This window comes from Aquimarina algiphila, assembly GCF_007489275.1.
Taxonomy (GTDB): Bacteria; Bacteroidota; Bacteroidia; order Flavobacteriales; family Flavobacteriaceae; genus Aquimarina; species Aquimarina algiphila.
In genome coordinates, this window is sequence record NZ_VLNR01000029.1 from 14,441 (window position 1) to 33,639 (window position 19,199).

The window sequence follows — 19,199 nt, forward strand, 5'->3', positions numbered from 1 at the left end:
GCTTTAAAGAATTATCTTTGCACAAAATTTTAAGATATGAGTGGCGAAGGTAATTCTCGAGGAAGGAAGAGTAGTGGAAAAAGAGATGGGAAAGCAAGAAAAGATGCAAGTGAACGATCTACATCTAATTTTAAGAATAAATCATTCTCAAAAGGTAAGGCATTTGTAAAGAAAGATAATACAGGGCCTAAAAAGATTAATGATTCTGATGAAATAAGACTGAATAGATTTGTAGCGAATTCTGGTGTTTGTTCTAGAAGAGAAGCTGATTTATACATTCAGACAGGAAGTGTATGGGTTAATGGAAAACCTATTACCGAAATGGGATATAAAGTAAAGCTTACCGATGAGGTTAAGTTTGATGGACGTTTAATTACTCCGCACAAGAAAGAATATGTACTACTTAATAAACCCAAAGGTTTTGTAACCAGTACTAATCCAGAAAAAACCAGAACGGTTATGGATTTGGTATCTAATGCGTCTAAGTCTGTATTAAAACCAGTGGGTAGATTAGAAAGAAATACAACAGGGTTGCTTTTGTTTACCAATGATGTGGATTTAGAAAAGAAATTAACGCATCATAAAAGCGGTACACGTAAAATATTTCATGTAGAATTAGAACGTAATCTTAAATTTGAAGATCTTCAAAAAATAGAGAAGGGAATTAAATTAGAAGAAGGTTTCATTAATGTAGATGAAATCTCATACATAGAAGGGGCTCCTAAAAATGAAATAGGAATTCAATTACAATCTTCAAAGAACGGAATCATTCATAAACTTTTTGAACACCTTAATTATAGTGTAGTAAAATTGGATAGAGTGATTTTTGCGGGATTAACCAAAAAAGATTTACCTCGAGGTCATTGGAGAATACTTACTGAACAAGAAGTAATTAATTTGAAGATGTCATAACGTCTAACTTAGGAGATTTAAATCTTTGATAGATTTCCCAAATTAAAACAGAAAATACTAAAAAGTATTCTAGCCCGACCATCCATAGATTTTCTTTAAAATCAGGATGGATATAAGCAGTATAGCTAAAAATAATTGCAAAAGACCAAACTATAGCAAATCGATAGTTAGTAAATACGCAAAGTGATAGTGGAACAGCAATATACCAGGGGTGTACTGTGGTGGATAAAAAATAATAAGAACAAATACCTAGTAGCATTGCTGTGATAAGCTGTGGGGTATTTCTATTGGTTCTAATGAATGTAATTGCCAAAAGAACAATAACGGCTACCAGTGGTAAGATCTTACCAGCAGTCTCTATGACATTCCATCCTACGATTTGATATCCTATCCAGCGAATGATAAAATAAATACTGGCATTAAATTCGAAATTCTGAAACCATAAACTAATTGTTTTACTAAAATTGGCCAGGAATTCTCCAGATAAGAACGGTGCAAAAGTTAGAAAGACTACGGTAATAACAATACTGTAAAACCCTATCAATTTTGGTAATCCTGATATCAGGCTGAGCTTGTTGAAGCTTTTCTGTTCTCCTAAAACAAATTTCTGAAAAAATACAGGCAAGAAAAGTAGTGGAATTAGTTTTACCGAAACAGATAATGCCAGGATTATTGCAGCCCAATACCAATACCCTTTGTGCAAAAGGTATAAAGACCAGATAATAAAAAAGACCATTACCGCTTCAAAATGAAGATTTCCTGTAAGTTCGATAATGATAAAAGGATTAAGAATATACCAAAAAATCCTTTTTTCAGGGAGATGTAAAGATTGTAGTAGTTTTTTTCCGAAAAAGAATGTACCTATATCTGCTAGAATAATAAGTAGTCTCAATATAATTGCAGAGCCCCAAATACTTTTGCTGGCAAATAAAGCTGCAATAAAATAACAAAACTGACTTACGGGAGGATAGTTTGTATAATGACTGCCATTAAGTTCTCCCATCCCATTATATAATTCCTGTGCTTGAGCAATAGGAGCATTACCTTGCGCTACCAAGACTTCGGGTAAAGATAAGTATGGATTAAATCCTTCTAAAAGCATTCTTCCATCCCAAATGAACCGATAAAAATCCTGTGATAAATTGGGGATAGCTAGTATAAATACAACTCTAAATAACAGTCCTGCGGTAGCTAGTAATTTCCAATTGTTTGGGTTGAGCTGAATAAGTTTATATGAAATGATGAATACTCCTACCCAAAGGCTAATCATTTTGGTAAAATCGGTTCGAATAAGTTGATAAGCAAAACTCCAATAAAAGAGAATGCCAATAAGAATAAGAAGTAAGGAAAATCTATGATATTTCCATTGTTGCAGCATTACAACTTAGAGGTTACAGATTTAAAAAATACAAACCCAAAGCCAAGGAATAACATAATATGAAATAGAAACAATCCAAAATCCTGAAGTTCGAAAGCACTATATAAGGCAAATCCAAAATATCCCATTAATAAGGCTTCTATGATAGTATTTCCTGAAATGTTTTTACTTACATATTTATTTCCTTTCCATGAATCCTTCAAAGTATTGATATTGAATTTTGGAGTACGAACAAATTCACTTTTCTTCCCAAAATGTCCTTCTAAAACAGCCATAGAGTTATGTACTGAGAATCCCATAGCGATCGAGAAAAAAGTGAAGAACATTTTTATGTATTCCATAAAATTCCAGAACCCTTTACCATGTATTTTTTTAAATGTATGCCAATAACAAAAGAAAAATATAACTGTACTTAAGGCAAAAAATGCAATTACATTAAAATACCAGCTAAATAATGGATTATTGTTTTTGATGTACATAACAGGTACACTAAGAATAGCAACTAGCAATACTAGTAAAAACATACTACTATTTAACAAGTGAAAGAAACTATGAAATTTTGTTTTAAGAGGTACGGTTTTATCTTTAAGCATTTTCCAGTATAATTTCTGAAAATTTTCTGCGGCACCTTTATTCCATCTAAATTGTTGTGAACGAGCAGCACTTATTACAACGGGTAATTCTGCTGGTGTCTCTACCTCTTCAAGATATTTAAACTTCCATTTTTTTAACTGTGCTCTATAACTTAAATCCAGATCTTCTGTTAGTGTATCTCCTTGCCAGTTTCCGGCATCTTCGATACAAGTTTTTCGCCAAACTCCAGCAGTACCATTAAAATTAATGAAATGATTCTTATAATTACGGCCAACCTGTTCCATTGTGAAATGAAAATCCAATGCAAAAGCCTGAATTTTGGTAAGCATAGAATAATCTCTATTAATATGTCCCCATCGAGTTTGCACAACACCAATGTTTTGATCTTTAAAATATGGGATGGTTTGTAATAACCATTTTTTTCCAGGAAGAAAATCAGCATCAAAAATGGCAATAAATTCTCCTTTGGCGATCTTAAGTCCTTCTTTTAAAGCCCCGGCTTTAAATCCGGTTCTGTCTTCACGGCATATATGCTTAATGTCTAAGCCAGTCTCTTGTAATTTCTTAATTCTATTTGCGGTAGTAACTACAGACTCATCTGTTGAGTCATCTAAGACTTGTATCTCTAATTTATCTTTAGGATAGTCAAGTTCAGCAATATTGTCCAATAGACGGTCCATAACATATAATTCATTGAATACAGGTAATTGAACAGTAACATTTGGAATCTCCTTATCCTTAGAGAAGTCAAAAGTAGGAGAGTTATCAGATTGCTTTCGGGATTTAAGATAATTAAAAAGCAAATTTAGCTGTGCCAGACTATACATAAATATGATTAGCAAAGCAATTGTGTAGGTTATGATGATAGCAATATCCATTACGCAAAGCTATATTTAAAAATCCAACTTAAAATCTTAACGCCTGCAAATATAGCACCTTTTATGGTTCCAGAAACTTTTGAGACACCAATTCTCTTTTTGTAATGCACAGGCACTTCGGTATAGGTATAACGTTTTTTTAATACTTTTAGTTGCATCTCTACAGTCCATCCATAGGTTTTATCTATCATTTCTAATGCTAGAAGCGTGTCATATTTTATAGCTCTAAATGGACCAAGATCTGTAAATTTTGCTCCAAAAAAAAGTTTCATTAACCCTGTAGCCAGCCAATTTCCAAATATTTGAGGAAATGTCATAGAACCAGATTCCCTAAGTTGTTTTACTCGAGATCCAATAACCATATCAATATCTTGCTCCAAAATTGGAGCAATAATTTTAGTGAGTTCTGCTGGGTAATCACTATAATCACCGTCTAAAAAAACAATGATATCAGGTTTGCTTTCTTTTGATGCGATATATTCCATACCTTTTAAACAGGCATATCCATATCCTTTTTGTTCTTCTTTTACTACAGTAGCGCCAGCATTTTTTGCAACACTTTCTGTACGGTCTGTAGAATTATTACTCACAACAATGACCTCGGATACTACATCGGGAATCTCTTTGATTACATGTCCGATAGAATCTTCTTCATTAAAAGCGGGTATGATAACGTTTATGATGGGAGTCATTTATAGAGAAGCGTTTGGATTGTCCCTTTTAAAACTAAAAATATCGGTCCATTCACCAGTCTTGTTGTTATCGATATAACGCTCAGCTTTAAAAAGTTTGTTGTTTTTATACAATAGACAGTATCCTTCTTTTTTATTATTCTTATATTGGTACTTTCTGGTTATTCCGGCTGCAATATCGTAAATAATCCACCATTTCTCAGCTTTATCATCTACAAAATGCCCTTCTTTAAGTAATTTGTTAGTTTCAGAATAAAAATACCAGTATCCGGTTTTTTTATCATTTTTATAATGTCCTTCTCTTAGCCTTTTTCCAATTTTTGAGTAAAAATACCAGAATCCTTCTCTTTTGTTTTTCTTAAAATGTCCTTCATGAGAAACTTTTCCGTTAGGGTAATAGAAATACCAAAAATCGACTTTAATATCTCCAGATTTCCACCCTTCAGCTTTTATACTACCATTACTGTAATATTCGTAATGATATTCTTTCTTGTTCGTTGTTGCATTTCCTAAAAAGGAAACCAAAAATAAAAGAATGAAAAGCTTTTGAAACATAATTATTGGCTTGTTAGATGCTTTAGACGAGAACCAATAGTAATACTAACATTTTTTAAAAACTATTTTTAGTAAAAATGCCATATCCAAAATTTTAGTTTAGATATGGCATTTATCATGAGGTATGATATTCCAATTTTTACCTAATCAAAGGTTTATTTTTTATTTACATAATCCATTAAGTCAACATCATTACCTAATAAGATTTCATTAGAGTTAATACGACCATCAAGTTTGTCATTTTCTAACTTAAGCACTCCTCGAGGGCATACTGCAGAACAAACTCCACAACCTACACAACTGGATCGTACTATGTTTTCACCTTTTTGTGCATAAGAGCGTACATCAATCCCCATTTCACAATAGGTAGAGCAGTTTCCACATGAAATGCACTGTCCACCATTGGTTGTAATTCTAAACTTAGAGAATAATCGTTGTTGAAACCCTAGAATCGCAGCCATCGGACAACCAAATCTACACCATGCTCGGTTACCTAAAATTGGATAAAATCCTGTACCAATAACTCCAGAGAATATCGAACCAATATATAACCCATATGCAGATCTTAAACCTCCTGCTTTTAAAAAGAAGACTTCAGAAGTTGTTCCTGTATAATGCATACCAATTAAGGCTACAATGACAACAAAGAAACCAATCGCTCCATATTTAGCATCTTTTCCAAGTTCTTTACCCTTGAAAAATAGAACTCCGGCAAAAACAAGAGTTAGAAACCCAGCTACGCTTAACAGGAATACATCTTTTGTTAACCAATATTTGTTTGGATCATATCCTAAATATGTATGTATAACGGCAGTAGTCATTACTACAGAAAATACCAAAACCGCATGAATTAACCAACGCTCAAGTTTCCATGCACTCATCTTTTTACTAGATAATTGTCTAAAAGAATCTCCTGCTGTCTCTGCTAATCCACCACAACCACAAACCCAGGAGCAGTACCACCTTTTTCCAAATTTATAGGTAAGAAAAGGAGAGATTACGAATATAGATACAATCCCAAAAATTAATAAACCTAATCCAATAGTTTCGGCTTTAATAAATGAATCGATTCGATACTGATCAAAATTATAATAGTTTAACGGCCACATGTTTTTAAGATCATAATAGGGTAAACTAAATGACTCTGAATTTAATCTGGCCATAAATTCTGGAATCAAGAATGCAAATCCTAATTGGAAAAACATTACAGAAACTGTACGAATTTGCTGGTAGCGATTATGTCTATATTTTAAAATGAATTTATATCCGAAGGCAATAATTGCAATAGTATATAGAGTTCCGTAAACAAACCATTGACTAGCAGGATTACCGCTTAATATTCTACTTAAAGGATCAAATAAGCCTATTAATCCAGTATTGGCGGCACCATCAGTACCCATTCCTAGAAGGTCGGGGTAAAAATAGAGGACAATATAGAATGCAGTTAATCCAACACCGGTGAGCCAACCAAGCACCCCTCTAGAAGAAATAGATTTAAACCAGACACCATCATTTTTAATTCCTTCTAATTTGGTTAAATAGGCTTCATTAGCAAATAAAATTGTTCCTGCTGTAATTAGTCCAAGTGACAGTGTTAGAAATACTCCCTGATTAGGGAAGTTTGTATTTAAAAGGGCAAGAGCCAAAATTAAAAGCCCTATTAAGCCAATAGCTAAAGCTATTTTTTGTTTTGTGGAAATCCCTTTTGTATCAGGATTTGCAAGCGACATGCTATGATCTAATTTATTACTCATCGTATGTTTTTTTAATCAAACCTCTCAAGTTTTAATATGAGTAAGGTCTATATTTTGTTTTATGCAGTTTGAAGTTGTGATTTTTTATATGCTGAAAGTATCTCTGACTCGTATGTAGAATAGAATTCTGGATCAAAATTAGCCTCAGGAAGATGTTGCATAACATAGTCAACATCTCTTTTTTCTGTTAGCCATTGATCAAAAACTTCATGACGCATTCTAATACCAAATGTATTAATGCCTAAGAATTCTGAGGTTTCTTTATGGTATGATACAGTAATACACTTTGTGTCATCTTCATGTATCCAATGAAATTGTTGTTCATATTCTTTTGGATTACCAAATACCCAACCATAGGTTTGATATTCAATATCTAGAAATTTGGCACTATTAAACCAATGTCCAGGTTTATATTCTGTTTTGTTACCACATATGGTCTGCGCCAGGGTTTCTCCCATCATTCGTCCAGTATACCAAACCGCTTCAATTGGTCTACGATTTCCTATGGCTTCGTGTTGTTCTGCACAATCCCCGATAGCATATATATTAGGGATATTGGTCTCTAGAAATCGATTTACTTTTATACCACGCCCTAATTCAATTCCAGAATCTTTTAAGAAATCTATATTTGGAGATACTCCAGGAGTAAGCCCTACAACATTACAATCAATTACTTCTCCGGTTTCCTGAACAACAACACCTTTTACTTTTCCGTTCTCATCTGCTATAATTTCTTTAAGGTTTGTTCCTAATCTAAGATCTATATGATGATTTTGGATATGTCGATTAATCATCCCACTTTCACCAGCAGGTAGTACTGCATCCCAAAAGCTTTTTTCCCGAACTAAGAAAGTAACGGGAATATTACGAGAATTCAACATTTCTGCTAATTCTATACCTATTAATCCACCTCCAACAATCACAGCTCGTTTACAGACCTGATTATTTGGAGCATGTTTTTCGAGATTTTCAAGGTCTTGTTTGTGATACATACCCATTACACCATCAAGATCCTGACCAGGCCATCCAAATTTGTTAGGCTTGGAACCTACTGCAAGAATAAGCTTATCATACCCAAGGGTTTCTCCATTTGAAAATATAAGTTCGTTTGCCTGATGATCTATCTTAGAAACAAAGCCATTTTTAAGTTCAATCCTGTTTTTTTTCCAAAACCAATTTTCATAAGGTTGTGTATGTTCAAATTTCATATGCCCCATATAAATATACATAAGTGCAGTACGAGAAAAGAAATAATCTGTTTCGGCAGAAACTATAGTGATCCTTTTGTCAGACATTTTACGTATATGTCTTGCAGCAGTAACCCCTGAAATTCCATTTCCGATAATCACAATGTGTTCCATAAAGAATAGTTATTGGTTGTCAATATTTAACTAAGAAGTGAAGACTTCGATCAATCAGTCGAATATAAATATAAGAACTTATGTTGTTGAATTAATTTAGAATCAGTCTAAAAACCACTTTGATTGTAAGGAATTTTTGAATTCGGCGTACGGATTAATTTTTAAAAAATTCAAAAAGAAATAATGAAGAAAATTCTATTTTGTTTGTAAGTTGCTGTTTGACCGTTCGACTGAATGCCCATTACCGAGGTAAATTTTAACATTTTATAATATAATAAATTCAATTTTTTAAATATAGGACTGATAAAAAGGTAAAAGATGAAAAAGATAACAATTCTAATATTCCTTCTCTCTATTCAATTTGGGTTTTCTCAAAGTACAGCAGATTTTTTTGCTAAAGCAGATTCTTTTTTTAAGACTCATGTAACCAATGGGAGAGTGAATTATAAAAATATTAAAAAAGACCCGGCATTACTCAATGAGTTGTTAGATATGGCATCAGGAATTAGTGTTTCTAAAAGCAAACCTAAGACCTATCAGGCCTTTTATATTAATGCTTATAATTTGGCGGTAATAAAAGGAATAGTTGCGAAGTATCCAGTAAAATCACCAACGAGTATCAGAGGATTTTTTGATAAGACTACTTATACTTTAGGAGGGAAGAAAACAACACTTAATGATTTAGAGAATAAGATTTTGCGTAAAAATTTCCCTAATGAAGCACGTTTTCACTTTGTGTTAGTTTGTGCAGGTTTGGGTTGTCCTCCTATTATTTCTTCGGCTTATAAGCCATCAAGTTTAGAATCTCAATTACAACGACAAGCAGTAAAAGCATTGAATAACCCAAGTTTTATTAAAGTTAAAGGAAAAAAAGTACAATTATCTCAAATTTTTGAATGGTATAAAGGAGACTTTACCCGTAATGGATCAGAAATCGATTATGTAAATAAATTCAGAAAAGAAAAAATTCCTTCGGATGCTAAAATATCTTATTACCCATATAACTGGAGTTTAAATCATATTAAATAATCTCAAATTTTATAATAATAATTAACAATCAAAGTAAGAATTTTTATCAAAGTTTTATAACACAAAACAAACTTTGATAGAGGGCTTCTACACGTAAAAATCACAAAAATGAAAACGAAAAAAATAGTATTAACAGCAATTAGTTTTTTTGTTCTGGCCATTGGTTTAGCTCAAGATGAAGAAGAACAACAAGGATCTGTAATCCAAACATTAACGCCTTCTAAATTAATAGGAAAAGGTCAGTTTGATATTAAATGGTTTAATAATTTGTATACACAAACAGAAAGTACTTTTAGTGATGGAGATGAACCCAGACAAACCTTTTTTACTTCTACGATAGAAGCATATACTGGAGTTGGAAATAATAAACGATGGAATGTTGGATTAATACTAGAATTTAGATCAAATGTTGTTGGTGATCGAGATGCTCTTGACGTTTTTAAATTTGATGGAAATAGTAGTACGGCAAGATCAGGATTTACATCTATCGCACCTTCTGTAAAATTTGTTCCTTTTGAGAATGTAAATAATTTCTCCATACAAAGTTCATTCTTTATTCCATTGGTAGATAACGAAACCGAAAATGGAGTTTTTCTAGATCAAAATGGATTCATTTGGCAGAACAGATTCTTTTATGATTATACATTTCCTGGAAATAAATTTCAAATTTTTGGAGAATTGAATTCTGAATTAAATTTTGGAGAAGAAGAAGATAGTTTTGCAAACAACAGTCTTAGACTAACACCAGGAGTATTTTTTAGTTATTTCCCAAGTTCTAAATTTACGGTTTTAGCATTGGCGCAACATTCAGAACTTATTGATCTTGGTAATGATTTTGATCAAAGTTTTACAGCCTTAGGTGGAGGTGCAAAATATCAGTTGACAAAACAATTAAATATAGAAGCATTATATACCAACTTTGTAGATGGTAGTAATACTGGGTTAGGAGAAACTTTTAATTTAGGATTAAGAGCTGTATTCTAGGCGAGATTATAAATAAATTGTATTTTCAGCAGTAAAAAAAGAATGAGAACTATTTTTTTACTGCTGTTATGTTTTGGTTTCTGTACCTGTTCTGGGCAAAAACCAAAGATTAACGGAGTAAGCTTTGTTGGATCTCCTGATGAGATAACTTCAAAAGCTGTTGATCCCATTATAAAAGTTAATGCAGATTGGGCAGCCGTAATGCCTTTTGGTTTTGTAAAAAGCCTAACAACTCCATCTGTAGTTTTTAATATAGAAAGACAATGGTGGGGAGAACGAAGAGATGGAGCCAAAGGAACAATAGAATTGCTTAATGATCAAGGAATCAAAGTAATGCTAAAACCTCAGATTTGGGTTTGGAGAGGAGAATTTACCGGTAATATCAATATGCAATCTGAAGAAGATTGGAAGGCCTTCGAAAAATCATATGAAAGTTTTATAATGCTTTATGCAGAATTAGCTGAAGAAATGAAAGTGCCTATACTATGCATTGGAACAGAACTACATACATTTGTCCAAAAAAGACCAGGGTTTTGGAATAGATTAATTACTAAAACCAGAACTGTATATCAAGGAGAATTAACGTATGCAGAAAATTGGGATCAATTTGATAAGGCTCCGTTTTGGGATCAAGTTGACTACATAGGGATTGATGCTTATTTTCCAATTTCTAAAAGCCAAACTCCAAATGTAGAAGAATTGAAGCAAGGATGGCAAAAACATAAGAACAATATTACAGCGTTGCAATCCAGGTTTAATAAACCAGTTCTATTCACCGAATATGGATATCGTAGTGTTCATTATACCGGTAAAGAACCTTGGGATTCTAGCAGATCAAATGGAAATGTTGATTTTATAGCCCAGAATAATGCATTAACTGCTTTATATGAAGAGTTTTGGCAAGAACCTTGGTTTGCAGGTGGATTTCTTTGGAAATGGTACCATAACCATGAGGAATCAGGGGGGAAAGATAATAATAGATTCACTATACAAAATAAACCTGCAGAAGATGTGGTAAGATCGTTTTATAAAAAGTGATTAAAAGAATACAACATATCAATATTATAACTGGATTGTTTTTAGGGATTTTGTCTTGTAAAAATGATGATAATTTGGCAATAGCTGATGATTCTCTGGCTTCTTTGATAAAAGATAATACCTTTAATGTGGATAATGTAATTGCATGCGCATCAGGATCTGCTAACGCTACTGAAATTATTGCATATGTTTATCCAAGACCTGGTGCTACAGATATTAGATATTATGAAACAGTAAGTGTTGACGATGATAAAAATGACTACCAAAAATATAGTCAGGTATCCATAGAATCTACTGATTTTTTTAATGGGTATCTTAAGAAATTCACAAGAACTACTGCCGAAGAAAAATGGGTAATTATTACCTTTTTTGAAAATAATGAATTGCATTTATCTAATCCGATTCGATTAAAACACCTCACTAAACCAACTGAATTTTCTAATAATGTTATGGTAAATTCTATGGAAGAAGGAATGCCTGTTTTCACCTGGGGAAATGGTGTTTTTGAAGATAATAAAATTTATTTTCAAATCATTTCAGATATCAGTAACGAATTGCTTTCGGGAACATATACATTCGAAAAACAATTTCAATATTATAAACTAGATAATGTTGTTCTTAATATTACACAAGAACCTCCTCCAGAATTAGACGCAATGAATCAATATGATTTTACTCTTATGGGAGTTAGCGAAGATAACTGGGTAAATCTCTTCATTGAAAAAAGCTTTACACCTTAGTCTTAATAAAATATTAAATTATGTGTAAGAAGAGTTTTGTTTTCTCGTCTACACCAACGTATTGTCTCGTACAACGAAATTGTTATGAAATAAGCTACTATAATAAGGTTTATATTCCAACCAAAAATCAGTATTGTCGATTCTATACTTATGCTTTACAGAGTTGAAGTATCACCTTTAAAAACAAAATTATAAACAGATGAAAAACATCCTGCTATCTTTAATTTTTCTGGGATGTTGTAGTGTGTTTTCGCAAGAATCCAGAATATCAGAATTACAGATTGAAGGGTTAAAAAGAACTAAGGAATCTTTTATACGAAGATTGATAAAAGTAAAGCCTCAATCTATTTATGATTCTTTACGTATAGTAACAGATATTGAGCGCCTTAAACGACTACCTGGTATAGCAAATGCTGAAGCAATTATTACAAATAATACTAATCAAGATTATAATATAACCTATAAAATTGAAGAGAATTTTACAATTATTCCTGGATTTAGCATAGCTACAGATAATAATGATGAATTTGCATATAGAGTTTCACTTTTTGAATTTAACTTGCTAGGTAGGAATCAAATACTAGGTGGGTTTTATCAAAGAGATGTTTTTGATTCTTATGGAGGATATTGGGAAGCTCCTTATCTTTTTACTAACAAGTTGGGTTTTGGGATTAATTATAAAAATCTAGTTTCACAAGAGCCAATCTTTTTTGAAGATAATACTGTAAATTATAAATTTGATAGTAAAGCGTTTGAAATCAATTTATTGTACGAATTTAATTTTCATAATAGAGCAGAAATTGGTTTAAATATTGCTAAGGAATCTTATAATTTTATTGATGGAGATTTACCTATAGGAATTCCCTCTAGGCTTGATGCAGATAAATTAATATATAGAGGAGAATATGAGTATAATACGATAGATCTCGAGTATCAGTACGTATCTGGGTTTAGGAGTTTATTAGATGTTAGATTTGTTACGGGAGGTGAAGGATTATTAAATGATTTTTTTATTGGTAGAAATGATTTTGAATACTTTAGAAGAATCGGTAAAAATGGAAATTGGGCAAACCGATTGAGATTTGGATATGCATCTAATGATAGTACTCCTTTTGCTCCTTTTGCGGTGGATAATCAATTAAATATTCGTGGTACTGGAAATACAATAGACAGAGGTACGGCTTCGTTAGTGCTTAATACAGAATATAGACATACCTGGTATGAAAAAGGATGGTTTGTGATCCAGAGTAATGTTTTTGTAGATACTGGAACGTGGAGAAACCCAGGAGGTGATTTAGAAGAATTGGTGGATGGAAGTACTTTAAGATTTTATCCTGGTGCTGGAATTAGATTTATCCATAAACGAATTTTTAATGCGGTGTTTAGATTAGATTACGGATATGGAGTAGGAAATGATGCTACTAATGGGATAACCTTTGGGATTGGTCAGTTTTTCTAAAATGATTATGAGAAGGCTGATACATATAGATTTTGTCGTAATCAGGGTATTTTAGTTTTATAAAAAATAAAAACGTTAATCTGGTACTCAATAAAAATAGGGTTGATTTGGATTTGGTTGTTATATATAAAAAGAAATCGAAAAATATTTAACAATGATAAATTCTGTCATAAAATTAACCGTAATTTTGATATTTTAACATAGATGAAACAACTACTTCAAAAAGAGATACTCTCTGTTCTTCTATTACTATTTTTCTTTTATGGGCGTGCTCAAGAAGGAAAAGTTTTAGATATCATAATACAAGGAAATAATAAAACTAAGACTTCAGCAATATTAAAACATATTTATACAGAACAAGGAAATGTATTAGATTCATTAGCATTAGAACGAGATGTTAAAAGACTTAAAAGATTACCAGCCATTGCACATGCTTATTACCAAGTTCATAATAAAGAAGGAGGCTATGAAATCGTTTATGGAGTCGAAGAGAATTTTACGATAATACCTTCAGCTAACATTTATACTACTAATGATGATGAATTTGCTTTTAGGGTTGGATTGTATGAGTTTAATTTATTGGGTCAAAACATAACATTTGGTGGTATATATCAGAATGATATTTATAGCTCTTTCGGAGCAAATCTAAGAGCTCCATATTTATTTGGTAAGCGATTAGGGTTAGCACTTAATTATAGTAACCTGACTACAGAAGAACCTGTGTTTTTAGAAAACGGTATTGCAGATTATAAATATAATAATACATCATATGAGATTTTAGGGTTATACCAGTTTAATTTTCAAAATAGAATCGAATTAGGAGTTAATTATTTTAATGAGGATTATGAATATAAACGAGGTGTTACCGCTGAAGGAATTCCGCAAGATTTTGATGTGAATAAACTGTTGTTTAAGCTTATTTATGAATATGATAATCTAAATTATGATTATCAATATGTTTCTGGTTTTAAAAGTACATTTAACTTGCAATATGTAATTAGTACAGAAAATGTTTTACCCGATTTTGTTATAGGGTGGAATGATTTTCTATATTATCATAGAATTGGAAAAAAAGGGAATTGGGCTTCGAGATTACGCATGGGACTAGCAACCAATGATGACTCTCCTTTTGCTCCATTCGCAGTTGACAATAATCTAAATATTCGCGGAGTTGGAAATACAATCGACAGAGGTACCGGAGTTATAGTACTTAATACAGAATACAGACAAACCTTGTATGAAAAAGATTGGTTTGTGTTGCAAAGTAACGTTTTTGTCGATGGAGGAAGTTGGCGTAATCCAGGAGGAGATTTTGATGACTTTGGAGATTCTCAAAATTTCAGAATATACCCAGGTATAGGTTTACGTTTTATGCACAAAAAGATTTTTAATGCTATTTTTCGTATTGACTATGGATATGGTGTCACAGATGATGCGACCAATGGATTTGTTTTCGGAATCGGACAGTATTTTTAGACACGGATTTAAGTTATACGAAGAGATATAGAAATAGGTTCTACTTAGCTAAGTAGAACCTATTTCTCTTCTCATCTAAAGACTATTTAAACACAAATGCGTGTTTACCGACCCCATACAGCATCCGTTGGGTCGAGGACCACCACCACAAAATAAGCAATCTTCTGGGGGATAGGTTGGGCAATTAGATGTTCTACCCTCATGAATTGATTTTTGTTGGCTTTTACTCAAAGTCTGAGCATTTCTTAAATTCAAAATGTTTTTTAACATAACTAAAGTTTTAAAAGTATAGTTTGCCCGAACATTTATAGAAACTCAGGATTATGTTTTTAAATATCTTGTGAGTTTATTTGTTTGATGATTTTAAAAATAAGTAATTATTTCTAATTGTCTTTCTGTACCCAGTCGTACAAGGTTGTGAAGAATTAATGTGTTAAAGATTAGTTAATTAATTACCGAACGTTTGGTAAAAAACTATAATCAGTTATATTTGTACCATAATAAGAGCTCAAAAGTAATAGAGTAGTCATTAATACAAGATCTGATTGATATTTTTTAAAATCAAAATTTACCGAACGTTTGGTAATTAAAATAAATACACAAATAAATTTAAAAATTATGAGAACACTAAAAACCACATTAAGCCTTATATTGCTTACAATGATGATAGGAATAAACTATTCCTTTACAAGAATAACAGAGAAGATAGACGGTCATCCTACAAAATCAGTGTATGGATCAACAACCTATAAAACCATAGAAGTAAATGGATTAGATATATTTTATAGAGAAGCAGGATCAAAAAATAAACCGACTATTTTACTATTACATGGATATCCAACATCGTCACATATGTTTAGAAATCTAATAGTACAATTATCTAATGATTATCATGTTTTAGCTCCAGATTATCCTGGTTATGGAAGATCAGAACAGCCATTGATGTCAGAGTTTGACTATACTTTTGATAATATGGCGATTATTGTTGAAGGCTTTTTGGAAGCACTAAAAGTTAAAAAATTTAGTGTATACCTTATGGATTATGGAGCTCCGGTTGGGTTTAGAATTGCATCAAAATATCCTGATAGAATAGAGTCATTACTTATTCAAAATGGTAATGCGTATGAAGAAGGAATTACTGATTTTTGGAACCCACTTAAAAAATATTGGAATGATTACTCTGTAGAGAACGGAAAAGCTTTGGAAGGGTTTCATAATATTGATGGCTTAAAATGGCAATATACTAATGGAGTTAAAGACGTTAGCAAGATTAGTCCTGATAATTGGCAAATAGATCTACAACACCTAACTCGTAAAGAGAATAACGAGATTCAATTAGCGATGTTTTATGATTATAGGACCAATATACAGTTATATCCAAAATGGCAAAAATATCTAAGAGATCATCAACCTCCTACACTAATTGTTTGGGGTAAAAATGATAATATTTTTCCTGCAGAAGGGGCGCATCCTTATAAAAGAGATTTAAAAAACATAGAGTTTCATTTGTTAGATACAGGTCACTTTGCTTTAGAGGACAAAGGAGATGAAATTGCTAACTATATTCTTAACTTTTTGAAAAAGAATAATATAAAATAATACAGGATTTAATTCAACAAAAAACTCTGAGTAGTATATTGCTCAGAGTTTTTTGTTGAATATTTACGTTATTGTTTCATGAAAATTGATGTATCAATATCGGTTTTAAACTTAATATTCGTCCAATTTGTAGTTGTGTATTGTTTTCCAATAATTTCACCATTCCAATTTGCTTCGATATATTTTCTTTTTGTAGCAATCTTGATTCCGTCTATAGTTTCATATTCAAAAGTCATAAGACTAGGTTCTTTTATACCAAAGCCTTCTACCGTAAATAAAAATTGATCTACTAATTTGGTGGCTTTGTTTATATAAAGTACGTATGTATCCTTTACATCTCCTATATTATTTCCAAAGGTCATTTTAATGAGATGATAATCCTGTCCATTTACTTTTTTACTTCCCATCAATTCATGATGTACTCCTTCATCTAAAAGTTTAAAAAACATAGCAAACCAATAGTAGTTGGTTTTACGCAGAAATCTTGCTATACCATTGGCTTTCTCATCAGTGGATAGTATACCATTAATACTGACCCATGCGTTTTGTCCATCAAATCCTTCGATTACTTTACCGGCATCTCCTAAAAGACTATGTTCTGAATATTTGGCATAGGATAACTCTTTATCAAAAACATATGTCTCCTTACTTTTAAGATGAATTTTGGCAGTCTGATTTATGTATTCATAATCATAAGAAACATTTCCTTTTGCATAGAAATTTTGTTTTCCTCCTAAAGTGTTCATCATTTCTGTGATAAGTTGCTTTGCATCCTGACCATAGTTTAAAACAGTAAAGATCAATGCAAAAATTGTTATTACATTTTTTTTCATAGTTTTTAGTTTTTAAGATTTAAATATTGATATACAGCAGTAAAATCGAGATCTCCTAATCCATACTGTTTTGCCTGAGCAAAAATTTCTTTGGTGGTATTGAGACTCGGAGATGCTATGTCGTTTTCATAAGCAGAAATACTGGAAAGGTGCAAATCCTTTAGTATTAATTTTAAAGGGAAATTAGTTTCATAATCTTCATTTTCTAGTTTGGGACGAATAGAAGATATTACTGGAGAAACTACTGGAGTGTTTAACAGGATATTAAAAAGAGTTTCTTTTTCTAACCCCATTGCTTCTCCCATGACCAAAGCTTCTGCAAATGCAACTATAGATTGACCCAAAAGCTGATTGATAAGTATTTTTATGGCAGCTGCTTTACCCACTTCACCCAGATATATTGTCTTTTTGCCCATGATATCAAAAAGAGGAGAACTTTCTTCTATGTCTTTTTTATCGCCACCTACAAGAAATAATAATTCTCCTTTTTCTGCTGGACCAGTTGTGCCTGCTACGGGAGCATCTATATAACGAATCTTATATTTTTTTGATTGTTGGGCCATGTCTCTGGTGAAAGATGGATGTACAGTGCTACAATTAATCCAAATACTGTTTTTTGCCATACCATTAAATAAACCGTTTTTTTCTGTAGCAATTTCTTTTACAACTTCAGGAGTAGAAAGCATAGTGATAACAAAGTGAGATTTTTCTCCTACTTCTTTTGCAGAATTGGCCCAAACTGCTCCATTTTTAATTAAAGTATCAGCTTTTTCTTTTGTTCTATTATAAACGATAAGTTCATAACCTTCTTTTTGTAAGTTAGTCGCCATACGACTTCCCATAATTCCTAAGCCGATAAAACCTATTTTTTTCATTTTTGTATATTTTAAATTATATACAAATGTCCTTAGTAATGAATAAAATAAGTTTTCAGAAAAGCAAAAACTAGTGTTTTTCGGTCAAAACATTAGATCAACATATCTTTTCTATGATTGATCTGAAATTGCTTGGGAGAGATATGAAATTCTTTATGGAAAGCTTTGATAAAATGTGAAGTATTTTCGTAGCCCACTTGTAAAGCAATGCTGGTTACAGAATCACTTTTTTCTTTAAGAAGAAAAGAAGCTTTTTTTAACCTTTTTTTGATCAACCATTTCTTAGGTGAGATATCGAATTTAGATTTAAAATCTCTCCTAAATGTTGAAATACTTCTACCTGTAAGATAAGCATAATCTTCTATGTCAAGGGGCTTATCAAAATTCTCTTCCATAAAGAGTTTGATATTTTTTTTACCTCTTTTTTTTAAACACTGTAGTTTGCCTATAAATTGATCCCCTTTCTCAGAAAGACTAATAAGATGTAGTAATTCTAGTAGTTTTGGTTTTGTAAACTGATATAGACTTTTACCTCTATATAAGGTAATCAAAGTGTCAGTAAATAACCTTAAGTTTTGATCATAATTAAAAATTAGTGTTTTAGGAAGGTTTTCTAACGCATATAAATCAAAACCAGCTAAAAATTCATCGCATATTTCTTTATCAAAAAAGAAGACCACAGCTTCAAAAGATTCGTTTTTTGGGATAATGTCAGAAATCATATATAACCCTTTAGGTAATAAAATGATTTGATTTTTATTAATAATACTAATTTCTCCTTCAGGAGTTTCTATTTGTAGAGCTCCATTAAGAACAATGGTTAATGCGTGAGCAGCAACATAACGTTGGTTCTGTAGATCGCTATGCTCTACTTTTTTAAGTATAACACAAGAAAGTCCATCGACAAGGATGTTTTCTATTTTGGGATGTTGATAAAATGCTTGTGGTACAACTTTCATGATATACAAAAATCAATAAAATAGCTAGGACTAAATATCGTTTTTTGTTAAAAGTAGTGTTTTTCGGTCAAAATATATTGGAT

General features: G+C 31.8%; 17 protein-coding genes. 8 read left to right on the forward strand and 9 right to left on the reverse strand.

Annotation, left to right across the window (positions count from 1 at the left end):
* Positions 1 to 36 precede the first annotated feature (36 nt).
* Positions 37 to 912 (forward strand): pseudouridine synthase, encoded by an 876-nt coding sequence (locus FOF46_RS14685; protein WP_109434189.1) that lies wholly within the window; start codon positions 37 to 39, stop codon positions 910 to 912.
* On the opposite strand, the gene FOF46_RS14690 is transcribed toward FOF46_RS14685, so the two are convergent.
* The 6 genes from FOF46_RS14690 to FOF46_RS14715 all read right to left on the reverse strand — a co-directional run bounded on the left by FOF46_RS14690 (position 893) and on the right by FOF46_RS14715 (position 8,124).
* Positions 893 to 2,290 carry an MptA/MptB family glycosyltransferase gene (locus tag FOF46_RS14690; RefSeq protein ID WP_143916980.1) on the reverse strand — a complete coding sequence of 466 codons (1,398 nt, stop codon included), beginning with the start codon at positions 2,288 to 2,290 and terminating at the stop codon, positions 893 to 895. The genes FOF46_RS14685 and FOF46_RS14690 overlap by 20 nt on opposite strands.
* Entirely contained in the window at positions 2,290 to 3,762 is a 1,473-nt protein-coding gene (locus FOF46_RS14695; RefSeq protein WP_109434187.1) for a cellulose synthase family protein, read from the reverse strand. Before FOF46_RS14695 ends, FOF46_RS14690 begins: the two co-directional genes overlap by 1 nt.
* Positions 3,762 to 4,454: a glycosyltransferase family 2 protein gene (locus tag FOF46_RS14700; RefSeq protein ID WP_109434186.1), complete on the reverse strand. Its 693-nt coding sequence runs from the start codon at positions 4,452 to 4,454 to the stop codon at positions 3,762 to 3,764. Before FOF46_RS14700 ends, FOF46_RS14695 begins: the two co-directional genes overlap by 1 nt.
* Positions 4,455 to 5,009, reverse strand: coding sequence for a toxin-antitoxin system YwqK family antitoxin (locus tag FOF46_RS14705; protein ID WP_143916981.1), 555 nt, complete (start codon positions 5,007 to 5,009; stop codon positions 4,455 to 4,457).
* A gap of 155 nt (positions 5,010 to 5,164) precedes the next feature.
* A complete protein-coding gene (locus tag FOF46_RS14710; RefSeq protein ID WP_109434184.1) occupies positions 5,165 to 6,763 on the reverse strand; it encodes a 4Fe-4S binding protein in 1,599 nt (532 codons plus the stop codon).
* 59 nt (positions 6,764 to 6,822) lie between these two features.
* Positions 6,823 to 8,124 (reverse strand): NAD(P)/FAD-dependent oxidoreductase, encoded by a 1,302-nt coding sequence (locus FOF46_RS14715; RefSeq protein ID WP_109434183.1) that lies wholly within the window; start codon positions 8,122 to 8,124, stop codon positions 6,823 to 6,825.
* 318 nt (positions 8,125 to 8,442) lie between these two features.
* On the opposite strand from FOF46_RS14715, the gene FOF46_RS14720 reads away from it, so the two are divergent.
* The 7 genes from FOF46_RS14720 (at position 8,443) to FOF46_RS14750 (ending at position 16,449) form a co-directional block, all read left to right on the forward strand.
* A complete protein-coding gene (locus FOF46_RS14720) occupies positions 8,443 to 9,153 on the forward strand; it encodes a DUF547 domain-containing protein (protein ID WP_109434182.1) in 711 nt (236 codons plus the stop codon).
* Between the two features lie 108 nt (positions 9,154 to 9,261).
* Positions 9,262 to 10,137, forward strand: coding sequence for a transporter family protein (locus FOF46_RS14725; RefSeq protein ID WP_109434181.1), 876 nt, complete (start codon positions 9,262 to 9,264; stop codon positions 10,135 to 10,137).
* A gap of 42 nt (positions 10,138 to 10,179) precedes the next feature.
* The gene (locus tag FOF46_RS14730) at positions 10,180 to 11,175 is read left to right on the forward strand and encodes a glycoside hydrolase family 113 (protein WP_143916982.1); all 996 of its coding nucleotides are present in this window, start codon (positions 10,180 to 10,182) and stop codon (positions 11,173 to 11,175) included.
* Positions 11,172 to 11,915, forward strand: a complete 744-nt coding sequence (locus FOF46_RS14735) for a hypothetical protein (protein WP_143916983.1) — start codon at positions 11,172 to 11,174, stop codon at positions 11,913 to 11,915. The genes FOF46_RS14730 and FOF46_RS14735 overlap by 4 nt, the downstream gene beginning before the upstream one ends.
* Before the next feature lie 199 nt (positions 11,916 to 12,114).
* Positions 12,115 to 13,374 (forward strand): POTRA domain-containing protein, encoded by a 1,260-nt coding sequence (locus FOF46_RS14740; RefSeq protein ID WP_143916984.1) that lies wholly within the window; start codon positions 12,115 to 12,117, stop codon positions 13,372 to 13,374.
* 204 nt (positions 13,375 to 13,578) lie between these two features.
* A complete protein-coding gene (locus FOF46_RS14745) occupies positions 13,579 to 14,850 on the forward strand; it encodes a POTRA domain-containing protein (RefSeq protein ID WP_109434177.1) in 1,272 nt (423 codons plus the stop codon).
* 618 nt (positions 14,851 to 15,468) lie between these two features.
* Complete coding sequence (locus tag FOF46_RS14750) at positions 15,469 to 16,449, forward strand: alpha/beta fold hydrolase (protein WP_244299626.1); 981 nt, start codon at positions 15,469 to 15,471, stop codon at positions 16,447 to 16,449.
* 68 nt (positions 16,450 to 16,517) lie between these two features.
* Here the strand turns inward: FOF46_RS14750 and FOF46_RS14755 are convergent, their stop codons facing one another.
* The 3 genes from FOF46_RS14755 to FOF46_RS14765 form a co-directional block, all read right to left on the reverse strand.
* Positions 16,518 to 17,282: an outer membrane lipoprotein-sorting protein gene (locus FOF46_RS14755; RefSeq protein WP_143916985.1), complete on the reverse strand. Its 765-nt coding sequence runs from the start codon at positions 17,280 to 17,282 to the stop codon at positions 16,518 to 16,520.
* Positions 17,283 to 17,287: 5 nt separating this feature from the next.
* Entirely contained in the window at positions 17,288 to 18,157 is an 870-nt protein-coding gene (locus tag FOF46_RS14760; protein ID WP_143916986.1) for an NAD(P)-dependent oxidoreductase, read from the reverse strand.
* Between the two features lie 92 nt (positions 18,158 to 18,249).
* Positions 18,250 to 19,116, reverse strand: coding sequence for a helix-turn-helix domain-containing protein (locus tag FOF46_RS14765; protein WP_109434174.1), 867 nt, complete (start codon positions 19,114 to 19,116; stop codon positions 18,250 to 18,252).
* Between the last annotated feature and the right edge of the window lie 83 nt (positions 19,117 to 19,199).

Excerpts from the sequence above, each read along its gene's own strand:
- FOF46_RS14685 (WP_109434189.1), top strand. The coding sequence starts at position 37 with ATGAGTGGCGAAGGTAATTCTCGAGGAAGGAAGAGTAGTGGAAAAAGA.
- FOF46_RS14690 (WP_143916980.1), bottom strand. The coding sequence starts at position 2,290 with ATGCTGCAACAATGGAAATATCATAGATTTTCCTTACTTCTTATTCTT.
- FOF46_RS14695 (WP_109434187.1), bottom strand. The coding sequence starts at position 3,762 with ATGGATATTGCTATCATCATAACCTACACAATTGCTTTGCTAATCATA.
- FOF46_RS14700 (WP_109434186.1), bottom strand. The coding sequence starts at position 4,454 with ATGACTCCCATCATAAACGTTATCATACCCGCTTTTAATGAAGAAGAT.
- FOF46_RS14705 (WP_143916981.1), bottom strand. The coding sequence starts at position 5,009 with ATGTTTCAAAAGCTTTTCATTCTTTTATTTTTGGTTTCCTTTTTAGGA.
- FOF46_RS14710 (WP_109434184.1), bottom strand. The coding sequence starts at position 6,763 with ATGAGTAATAAATTAGATCATAGCATGTCGCTTGCAAATCCTGATACA.
- FOF46_RS14715 (WP_109434183.1), bottom strand. The coding sequence starts at position 8,124 with ATGGAACACATTGTGATTATCGGAAATGGAATTTCAGGGGTTACTGCT.
- FOF46_RS14720 (WP_109434182.1), top strand. The coding sequence starts at position 8,443 with ATGAAAAAGATAACAATTCTAATATTCCTTCTCTCTATTCAATTTGGG.
- FOF46_RS14725 (WP_109434181.1), top strand. The coding sequence starts at position 9,262 with ATGAAAACGAAAAAAATAGTATTAACAGCAATTAGTTTTTTTGTTCTG.
- FOF46_RS14730 (WP_143916982.1), top strand. The coding sequence starts at position 10,180 with ATGAGAACTATTTTTTTACTGCTGTTATGTTTTGGTTTCTGTACCTGT.
- FOF46_RS14740 (WP_143916984.1), top strand. The coding sequence starts at position 12,115 with ATGAAAAACATCCTGCTATCTTTAATTTTTCTGGGATGTTGTAGTGTG.
- FOF46_RS14745 (WP_109434177.1), top strand. The coding sequence starts at position 13,579 with ATGAAACAACTACTTCAAAAAGAGATACTCTCTGTTCTTCTATTACTA.
- FOF46_RS14750 (WP_244299626.1), top strand. The coding sequence starts at position 15,469 with ATGAGAACACTAAAAACCACATTAAGCCTTATATTGCTTACAATGATG.
- FOF46_RS14755 (WP_143916985.1), bottom strand. The coding sequence starts at position 17,282 with ATGAAAAAAAATGTAATAACAATTTTTGCATTGATCTTTACTGTTTTA.
- FOF46_RS14760 (WP_143916986.1), bottom strand. The coding sequence starts at position 18,157 with ATGAAAAAAATAGGTTTTATCGGCTTAGGAATTATGGGAAGTCGTATG.
- FOF46_RS14765 (WP_109434174.1), bottom strand. The coding sequence starts at position 19,116 with ATGAAAGTTGTACCACAAGCATTTTATCAACATCCCAAAATAGAAAAC.